General features: G+C 62.8%; 8 protein-coding genes. All 8 read left to right on the forward strand.

The window, feature by feature from the left end; all coding sequences use genetic code 11:
• The first annotated feature begins 44 nt into the window (after window positions 1-44).
• A complete protein-coding gene (locus C8J25_RS13015) occupies window positions 45-800 on the forward strand; it encodes a phosphatidate cytidylyltransferase (RefSeq protein ID WP_107954825.1) in 756 nt (251 codons plus the stop codon).
• Window positions 797-1,954 (forward strand): 1-deoxy-D-xylulose-5-phosphate reductoisomerase, encoded by a 1,158-nt coding sequence (locus tag C8J25_RS13020; RefSeq protein ID WP_107954785.1) that lies wholly within the window; start codon window positions 797-799, stop codon window positions 1,952-1,954. The genes C8J25_RS13015 and C8J25_RS13020 overlap by 4 nt, the downstream gene beginning before the upstream one ends.
• Complete coding sequence (locus tag C8J25_RS13025) at window positions 1,951-3,084, forward strand: M50 family metallopeptidase (RefSeq protein WP_107954826.1); 1,134 nt, start codon at window positions 1,951-1,953, stop codon at window positions 3,082-3,084. Before C8J25_RS13020 ends, C8J25_RS13025 begins: the two co-directional genes overlap by 4 nt.
• Window positions 3,085-3,137: 53 nt before the next feature.
• Window positions 3,138-5,951, forward strand: coding sequence for an outer membrane protein assembly factor BamA (gene bamA / locus C8J25_RS13030; RefSeq protein WP_244187073.1), 2,814 nt, complete (start codon window positions 3,138-3,140; stop codon window positions 5,949-5,951).
• A complete protein-coding gene (locus tag C8J25_RS13035; protein WP_056066013.1) occupies window positions 5,951-6,616 on the forward strand; it encodes an OmpH family outer membrane protein in 666 nt (221 codons plus the stop codon). The genes bamA and C8J25_RS13035 overlap by 1 nt, the downstream gene beginning before the upstream one ends.
• 9 nt (window positions 6,617-6,625) lie before the next feature.
• Window positions 6,626-7,111: a 3-hydroxyacyl-ACP dehydratase FabZ gene (gene fabZ / locus C8J25_RS13040; protein WP_107954787.1), complete on the forward strand. Its 486-nt coding sequence runs from the start codon at window positions 6,626-6,628 to the stop codon at window positions 7,109-7,111.
• Between the two features lie 105 nt (window positions 7,112-7,216).
• On the forward strand, window positions 7,217-7,447 hold the full coding sequence (gene rpmE, locus C8J25_RS13045; RefSeq protein ID WP_107954788.1) for a 50S ribosomal protein L31: 231 nt from the start codon (window positions 7,217-7,219) through the stop codon (window positions 7,445-7,447).
• Between the two features lie 104 nt (window positions 7,448-7,551).
• Complete coding sequence (locus C8J25_RS13050) at window positions 7,552-7,869, forward strand: PilZ domain-containing protein (protein WP_107954789.1); 318 nt, start codon at window positions 7,552-7,554, stop codon at window positions 7,867-7,869.
• Window positions 7,870-8,359 lie beyond the last annotated feature (490 nt).

The following is an 8,359-nucleotide window of genomic DNA, read 5'->3' on the forward strand; positions in this document are numbered from 1 at the left end:
CGCCCGATCAGGCGTTGCGCACGCCGTCCAATCTCCAGCTTCGGATGGTCGCCAGCGTCGGCATGATCGCAGTCGCGAGCCTCGCGCTGACGCTCGGCGGGATCGCGTTCTGGGTGCTTGGGGTGGTAGCGGCGCTGTTCATGATGGCGGAATGGTCGATGCTACAGGGCGTCGATGCGAAGACCAAGCGGATGACGCAGTTCGCGCTGTCGGTGCCGCTCGCGCTCATGGCGCCGGCGTCGCTGATCCTCGTGATCCATGATTTCTTCACGCTGGGGCTGCTCGTGGGGGCGGCGTTCTTCGTCGTCATCACGACGCGCAAACCAAAGCTGGCGCTGGGCATCATCTACTGCGGTCTTCCCGTGTTCGCGCTGATGATCATCCGGCGGCAGGACGAGGGCATCCTCTTCACGCTGTGGGCACTGTCGCTGGTGTGGGCATGCGATATCGGCGCGTTCTTTACCGGGCGGACCCTGGGCGGGCCGAAGCTGGCGCCGGTGATCAGCCCGAACAAGACGTGGTCGGGGCTGATCGGTGGCGTCGTGCTGGCGAGTGCGGTCGCGGCGGTGCTGCATATGCAATACGGCCTGCCGATGCGGATGACGCTGGCGACGCCGATGCTCGCGGTGCTCGCGCAGATGGGCGATCTTTACGAGAGTTGGTTGAAGAGAGTGGCGGGCGTGAAGGACAGCGGGAATATTCTGCCCGGTCATGGCGGCGTGATGGATCGGCTCGACGGGCTGGTCCCGGTCGCGCCGGTCGCGGCGTTCCTCGTCCTGCTCCCGCATTTCAACGCATGAAGAGCGTCACGATTTTGGGCGCTACCGGTTCGGTCGGTACCTCGACGCTCGACCTGATCGAGCGGGAGCCCGATCGGTTTCGCGTCGTTGCGCTAACCGCGAACTGCGACGTGACGAAACTCGCAGCGGCTGCGATCCGGACCAAGGCCGAGTTCGCCGTCGTAGCGGACGAAGGGTACCTTCCCGAACTTCGTGAGGCGCTGGCCGGAACAGGGATCCGCGCGGGCGGGGGTGCCGAGGCGATCGCCGAGGCGGCGTCTTCGGGCGCGGACTGGACGATGGGGGCGATCGTCGGTTGTGCGGGATTGAAGCCGGTGATGGCGGCGATCGAGCAGCGCGGCACCGTCGTGATCGCCAACAAGGAGCCGCTGGTTTCCGCCGGCGATGTGATCCTCGCCGCTGCCGAGCGGACCGGCGCGACGTTGCTTCCTGCCGATTCCGAGCACAACGCGATCTTCCAGTGCTTCGATGCGACTCGGCCTGAACGTGTGCGGCGGATCATCCTGACGTGCAGCGGCGGGCCGTTCCGCGATTGGACGACGGAGCAGATGCGCGGCGTGACGCTGGAGCAAGCGGTCAAGCATCCCAACTGGTCGATGGGTGCGAAGATCTCGGTCGATTCGGCAACCTGCATGAACAAGGGCCTCGAATTGATCGAGGCCGCGCGGCTGTTCCCGATTCCGCACGACCGGATCGAGATCGTCATCCATCCACAGTCGGTGATCCACAGCCTCGTCGATCATGTCGACGGGTCGGTGCTGGCGCAGCTCGGGCCTCCCGACATGCGAACGCCGATCGCGCACACGCTTGCCTGGCCCGACCGGATGGCGACGCCGATGGCACCGCTCGACCTCGTCGCGATCGGCCGACTCGACTTCGAGGCACCCGATCCGGTCCGCTTCCCCGCGTTGCGGCTCGCCCGCGAGGCGCTCGACGCAGGTGGCGCTCGACCCGCAATTCTCAACGCTGCCAACGAGGTAGCGGTCGAGGCATTCCTGCAACGACGCATTGGCTTCCTCGAAATTGCCGCAATCGTCGAACATACATTGTCGTGTTATGACCCGGCCGCGCCGGACAGCGTCGATGCCGTGCTGGCGATCGATGCCGAGGCGCGGATCTTGGCGGGCGAGCGTGTGAAGGATTACGCGGTTTGATCGAAACACCCGGTGTCCTGCTGACCATATTGTCGTTCGCCGTGGTGATCGGCCCCCTCGTGTTCGTGCACGAGATGGGACATTATCTCGCCGGGCGCATTTTCGGGATCAAGGCGGACGCCTTCGCGATCGGCTTCGGCCACGAGATCGCGGGTTTTACCGACAAGCGCGGCACGCGGTGGAAGTTCGGGTGGCTGCCGCTCGGCGGTTATGTAAAGTTCGCGGGCGACATGAACCCCGCCAGCCAACTCTCGGCCGAGTGGCTCTCGCTGCCCGCCGAAGAGCGCCAGCGCACGTTCCAGTCCAAGCCGGTATGGCAGCGCGCGATCGTTGTGGCGGCCGGCCCGGTCGTCAACTTTGTCGTCGCGATCCTGATCCTCGCCGGCTTTGCGTTTGCCTATGGCGACATCCGGATGCCGCCGATCGTCGGTGGCACCGTTCCCGGTAGTGCCGCCGCAGCGGCAGGCCTGCAGGCGGGCGACCGGATCACCGGCATCGGCGGCCGCTCGGTCGAGACGTTCGACGATATGGCGCGCTACGCCCGCATCCGCGCCGGCGAGCGGACCCGGATCGACGCGGTTCGCGGTGACCGGACGCTGTCACGTGACATCGTCATTGGTACCGAACTGCAGCGCGATCGCTTTGGTAACGAATATCGGATCGGTCGCCTAGGCATCGCCGGCAGCAAGCCGATCATCGTCCCTGTCAGCCTGGTCGAGGCTCCGCTCATCGCGGTAAAGCGGACCGGCGAGATCGTCTCCATGATGGTCGAGACGCTGGGGCAGGTCATCACCGGTCGCCGCTCGGTCAAGGAACTCGGCGGGCCGCTCAGCATCGCCAAGGTCTCGGGCGAGCAGATGTCGCTAGGCCTCGACGCCTATGTCTTCCTGATCGCACTCGTGTCGATCAATCTAGGGTTCATCAATCTGCTGCCAGTGCCGATGCTGGATGGGGGCCATTTGTTCTTCTATGCGATCGAAGCGTTGCGCAGGCGTCCGGTCGAGCCGCAGGTTCAGGAATGGGCGTTTCGTGGCGGTCTTGCGGCAATCCTCGCGCTGATGTTGCTCGTGACCTTCAACGATCTCGGCAATTTCGGGCTCTGGAAGAACTTGGCCGGCTTGATCGGCTGACGACGATAGGGCAGGGCGGGCGCGCCTTGTATGTGCACGTTTTTAAGGTGGGTTTGGTGACAGCGATCAACGGTTACGATTTCGCGCGTAGGGGCGCCCTGCTGCTTGCAGGAACGATCCTGTCGGGCGTTCCCGCCTTTGCGCAGACGGCACCCGCCGCCTCGCCTTCCGCTGGGCCTTCTACCGCGCCCGCCGGAACGGCGACGCGTAACGGTGCGCCGCGAGTCGCTCCGCCGGTAGTAACGCCCGTCGGCGCGCCGGTATCCGTGCGGACGATAAAGACTTTGCGCGTCGAGGGATCGCAGCGCATCGAGGGTGAAACGGTGCTCAGCTATACCAAGCTGCGCGTCGGCATCCCCTATACCGCCGAGACGCTCGATCAGGCGCTGAAGGACCTTCAGGCCAGCGACCTGTTCGCGGATTACTCGATCGCTGGTGTCGAGGACGGCAACATCGTTCTCCGCGTGCGTGAGAACCCGATCATCAATCGCGTGATCATCGAGGGCAACAAGGCGCTCAAGAGCGACAAGATCACGAAAGAGATCAAGCTCGCGCCGCGCCAGATCTTCACGCGCACCGCAGTCCGCCAGGATATCGCGCGGATCATCGAGCTGTATCGTCGCCAGGGCCGCTTCGCCGCGGTGATCGATCCGAAGATGGTCAACCTCGACCAGAACCGCGTCGACGTGGTGTTCGAGATCAGCGAAGGGCCGAAGTCGAAGGTCCGCCAGATCAACATCCTCGGCAACGAGGTGTTCTCCGACGACCAGATTCGCGGCCAGATGGCGACCAAGCAGTCGCGCCTGTTCCGCCTGCTGTCGTCGGCGACCAGCTACGATCAAGATCGCCTGTCCTACGATCAGCAGAAGCTCCGCCAGTTCTACCTGACGCAGGGCTATGCCGATTTCCGCGTGACGTCGGCGGTTGCCGAGCTGACGCCGGACAAGAAGGACTTCATCATCACGTACGTGGTGGAGGAGGGCAAGCGCTACAAGTTCGGTGATGTCACCGTCGACAGCCAGATCCGCGACTTCGACAACACCAAGCTGGCGGCCACGCTGCCGCTGAAGAAGGGCGACTGGTACAACGCCAAGCTGGTCGAGGATTCGGTCGACAATCTCAGCCAGACGGCGGGCCTGTTCGGTTACGCGTTCACCGAGGTGAACCCGGAGTTCCAGAAGGACGCCGAAACGCTGACGATGGGGATTAATTTTAACATCGCCGAAGCCAAGCGTACCTATGTCGAGCGGATCGAGATCAACGGCAACACCCAGACGCAGGACAAGGTCGTGCGTCGCGAGATCCGTCTGGCCGAGGGCGACGCGTTCAACAGCTTCCAGGTCAAGCGCTCGCAGGATCGCATCAACTCGCTGGGCTATTTCGCCGACAAGATGGAGATCAAGCAGCTGCCGGGCTCCGCGCCCGACCGCGTGATCCTCGAAACCAACCTTGAAGAGAAGTCCACCGGCGAGCTGCAGCTGTCGGCCGGCTATTCAAGCCTCGAGCGCTTCATCATCCAGGCGAACATCACGCAGCGCAACTTCCGCGGCAAGGGCCAGGAATTGCGCGCGGGCGTCAACTATTCGAGCTACTCGAAGTCGATCGAGCTGGGCTTCACCGAACCGTACCTGTTCGACAAGAACATCGCAGTCGGTGGCGACATCTTCCGCCGCGACTATAACTCGTTCAACTATGTCGGCAACGATCGCCAGACCAACTATTCACAGGTCTCGACCGGCTTCCAGCTTCGTGCAGGCGTGCCGCTGACTGAATTTTGGTCTCTGTCGGCCCGCTATGGCTTGTCCTACGACGAGGTTAGCCTCGACAGCCAATATCTGAACGCAAACGGTTCGTGTAACCTCGAAGTGGCGGGTCGATATCTGTGCGAAGCGATCGGTAATCGTTGGACGTCCTCGGTCGGCTACTCGATCAGCCGAGATACGTTGAACAGCCGCCTTCGTCCCACGGCAGGGTCACGTTTTTCGTTCAGCCAGGATTTTGCCGGGCTGGGTGGCGACGTGAAATATCTGCGCACGCGACTCGAGGGCTCGAAATATGCGAACCTCGGGAGCGGGTTTATCGGATCGATCGTCGCAGAAGGCGGGTACATCCATCCTCTCGAGAGCAGCCCAGGCCCCGGTCGGGACCCGATCCGTATTACCGATCGCTTCTATCTCGGTGAGCCACAGTTCCGCGGCTTCGACATTCGCGGCGTAGGCCCCCGTGTGTTGCGCGCCGGCTACGTGATCGCCGCCGATGGCTCGCAGTCGGTCCAGACCGATCGCGATCAGATCCAGGACGATGCGCTCGGTGGTCGTGCCTATTACCTTGCGCGTGCGGAAATCGAGATTCCGTTGGGATCCGGTGCACGCGAACTGGGTCTGAGGCCGTCGATCTACGCACAGGTCGGTAGCCTGTTCGGTATCAAGAAGCCGCTTCCGACATTCAATTATGATCAGGCTAAAAGTGCGGCCGGTGCGTTGCTGTTCAACGCGGATGGTTCGCCGACGTTGCTGCAAAACCAGTATAAGGACGGCGGGAATAATCCGCTCTACTTGACGCCGGAGGTTGCGGCGACTGCGACGACGCCGGGCATAGCATCTGTTCAGACGATCTGCCCCGTAGGCGTGATAGCCGCTGGGGCGACGACCTGTTCTGGTACGACCGCCAATGCACGGTATCTCAACCCGAACATCTATCAGGAAACGTTCCTTGGAAATTCGGCCAAGCCGCGTCTCTCGGTAGGTATCGGTGTCAACTGGAACTCGCCATTCGGTCCGCTGCGGATCGATCTCGCCAAAGCCTTGCTCACCCAGAAGGGTGACGACCCCAAGCTTATTACTTTCAACGTAGGGACACAGTTCTGATGACGACGTTCAAGACGCTTCTCCTCGCCGCAGCGCTCGTTGCGCCTGCCGCCATGACCGCGACCGCTGCCGATGCACAGGTTTCGGGCATCGCCGTCGCCGACGCGCAGGGTGCGATCGCCAACTCGAAGGCCTGGAACGCCGCGCGCGCCCAGATCGAGACGACCTACAAGGCGCAGCTCGACCAGGCCGAGACGCGCCGCCAGGCCGTGGCTCGCGAGCTCCAGCCGCTGGTCACCGCGTTCCAGACTGCACAGCGTGCACCCGGCGCGACCGACGCGTCGCTGCGTCCGCAGGCTCAGGCGATCCAGACGCGTGAGACCGCGGCGAACCAGGAACTCGCCCGTCTGACGCAGCCCGCTCAGCGCGCGCAGCAATACGCGATCGAGCAGATCCAGGCGAAGCTCAGCGACGCTGTGACGGCCGCGGTTCGTGCCAAGAACGTCAGCCTGTTGCTGCGTCCCGAGGCCGCTCTGTTCGCGCAGCCGACCGCCGATATCACGCCTGCGATCACGACCGAACTCGACCGTCTCGTGCCGTCGGTCAGCACCGCGGTGCCGGCAAACTGGCAGCCGAACCAGCAGGGTGGCCAGCAGCAGCAGGGCGCCGCGCCGGCTCCGGCAGGTCGTGCGCCTGCCGCTACCCGCACCCCGCAGGGTCGTTAAGTTACACCGATGACCGAGACTGTGAACGACACGGCCAAGACGAGCTTGGGTCCGCTCGATATCGGGCGCGTCATGGCCGCGTTGCCGCATCGCTATCCGTTGCTGTTGGTCGATCGTGTCGAGGATTTGATCCTCGACACGTCGATCACCGCGATCAAGGCGGTGTCGATGAACGAGCAGTTCTTCCAGGGACATTTCCCTGGACGCCCGATCATGCCGGGTGTGCTGATCGTCGAGGCGATGGCACAGGCGGCGGGGATTCTCGCGGTCGAGTCGCTGGGTCTCGCGGGCTCGGGCAAGCTGGTCTATTTCATGGCGATCGACGGGGCCAAGTTCCGCAAGCCGGTCGAGCCGGGCGTGTTGCTCAAGCTCGAAGTGACGTTCGTCCAGAAGCGCAGTTCGGTGTGCAAGTTCGCCGGCCGCGCGCTGGTCGATGGGCAGTTGGTGGCCGAGGCGAACTTCACGGCGATGATCGCCGACCCGCCGAAGGCGTGATGCGAGGCTCTAGCCCCGCATTCTTGTAAATTCGGGCGCGTCCGTGTACGGGCGCGCCTTCCTTTTCCAGGCTGGTCGGAACCAGCTACCTACCGGAGAATACCCATGAAGGCCGACACGCACCCCGATTACCACATAATCACGGTCCAGATGACCGATGGCAGCAAGTACCAGACTCGCACCACCTGGGGTAAGGAAGGCGATGTGATGACGCTCGAGATCGATCCGCTCGCGCATCCGGCATGGACCGGCGGCCGTGGCACGATGCTCGACACCGGCGGTCAGGTCGCGCGCTTCAACAAGCGTTTCGGTGGCGGTCTGACACTCCGCAAGTAAGTGTAAGCCCCGGAATGGATTGATACTAATTCATTCCGGGGTCTTTTATTAAGACGGCGTTAGGGATCGACGGCTAGATTTGGGCTCGCAAGGACGAGGACCCCATGTTCGCCGCCGACTTCGAACCCGCAGAGCGCCATAGCCGACGCAGCGCACCGCGCGCTCCGGTCTCGCTCGATGTTCGGCTCGGCAAGACCGGCCGCACGCTTTGCAGAGTGGTCGACATCTCGGTCCACGGTGCACGACTCCAGACATACTCTGCGCTCAAGCGTAGTACGAGCATCTGGCTCAACCTCCCGCACATCGGCCAGGTCGCTGCGGAAGTGATGTGGGCAGACGATTTCAGCGCCGGCTGCAAATTCCATACCCCCCTGGGTATTCCCGCCTTCCAATTATTGATCGGTGAAGTTCCTTTCGTCTGAAGCTCGGCGGGGGCGGGGTGCCCGTCGTTAGATCGACTGAGGCAGCTGTACGTGCCGGAAACGACGACGATCTCCAGGGCTAATTTTTTACGAGCCGGTTATGCTGTCGAGAACCTTGGCGGCACGACGTGGGTTGAGTCGAATGCCCGATGATCGAGGGGGCGGGCTATGAGCCTGCTGGGCGCGCCGCCCTCCTGATTTTTCCGAAAACTGACCTGAAACTGTAAAAAGCGTTTGACGGTGTGGTGAGGTGGCCCTAGAGGGGTGTCACCGCAGCGAACGGCCTTACGGTCTGGTTGCTACGGTCGCAAAAAAAACCAGATGCTCCAAGCTTTCTCGGAAGAGAGGGTTATGCGAGTGTCGGTATTTTTGTCGGCTCTTTGACATTGTAGGTAAAGATGAAGGGACATGTGGGCGGCGGCTTGCGGTTTCCGGGCTCCTCAAGGGTTCGGAGTATCGTTTAAAGCTAAGTCGTTCTCATATGTCCTTC

Origin of the sequence: Sphingomonas faeni, from assembly GCF_003053745.1 — a bacterium.
GTDB lineage: Bacteria > Pseudomonadota > Alphaproteobacteria > Sphingomonadales > Sphingomonadaceae > Sphingomonas > Sphingomonas faeni.

What these genes read in the sequence shown, in the direction of transcription:
- C8J25_RS13020 (WP_107954785.1), top strand. Translation starts at nt 797, where the DNA reads ATGAAGAGCGTCACGATTTTGGGCGCTACCGGTTCGGTCGGTACCTCG.
- C8J25_RS13050 (WP_107954789.1), top strand. Translation starts at nt 7,552, where the DNA reads ATGTTCGCCGCCGACTTCGAACCCGCAGAGCGCCATAGCCGACGCAGC.
- rpmE (WP_107954788.1), top strand. Translation starts at nt 7,217, where the DNA reads ATGAAGGCCGACACGCACCCCGATTACCACATAATCACGGTCCAGATG.
- C8J25_RS13015 (WP_107954825.1), top strand. Translation starts at nt 45, where the DNA reads ATGGTCGCCAGCGTCGGCATGATCGCAGTCGCGAGCCTCGCGCTGACG.
- C8J25_RS13035 (WP_056066013.1), top strand. Translation starts at nt 5,951, where the DNA reads ATGACGACGTTCAAGACGCTTCTCCTCGCCGCAGCGCTCGTTGCGCCT.
- fabZ (WP_107954787.1), top strand. Translation starts at nt 6,626, where the DNA reads ATGACCGAGACTGTGAACGACACGGCCAAGACGAGCTTGGGTCCGCTC.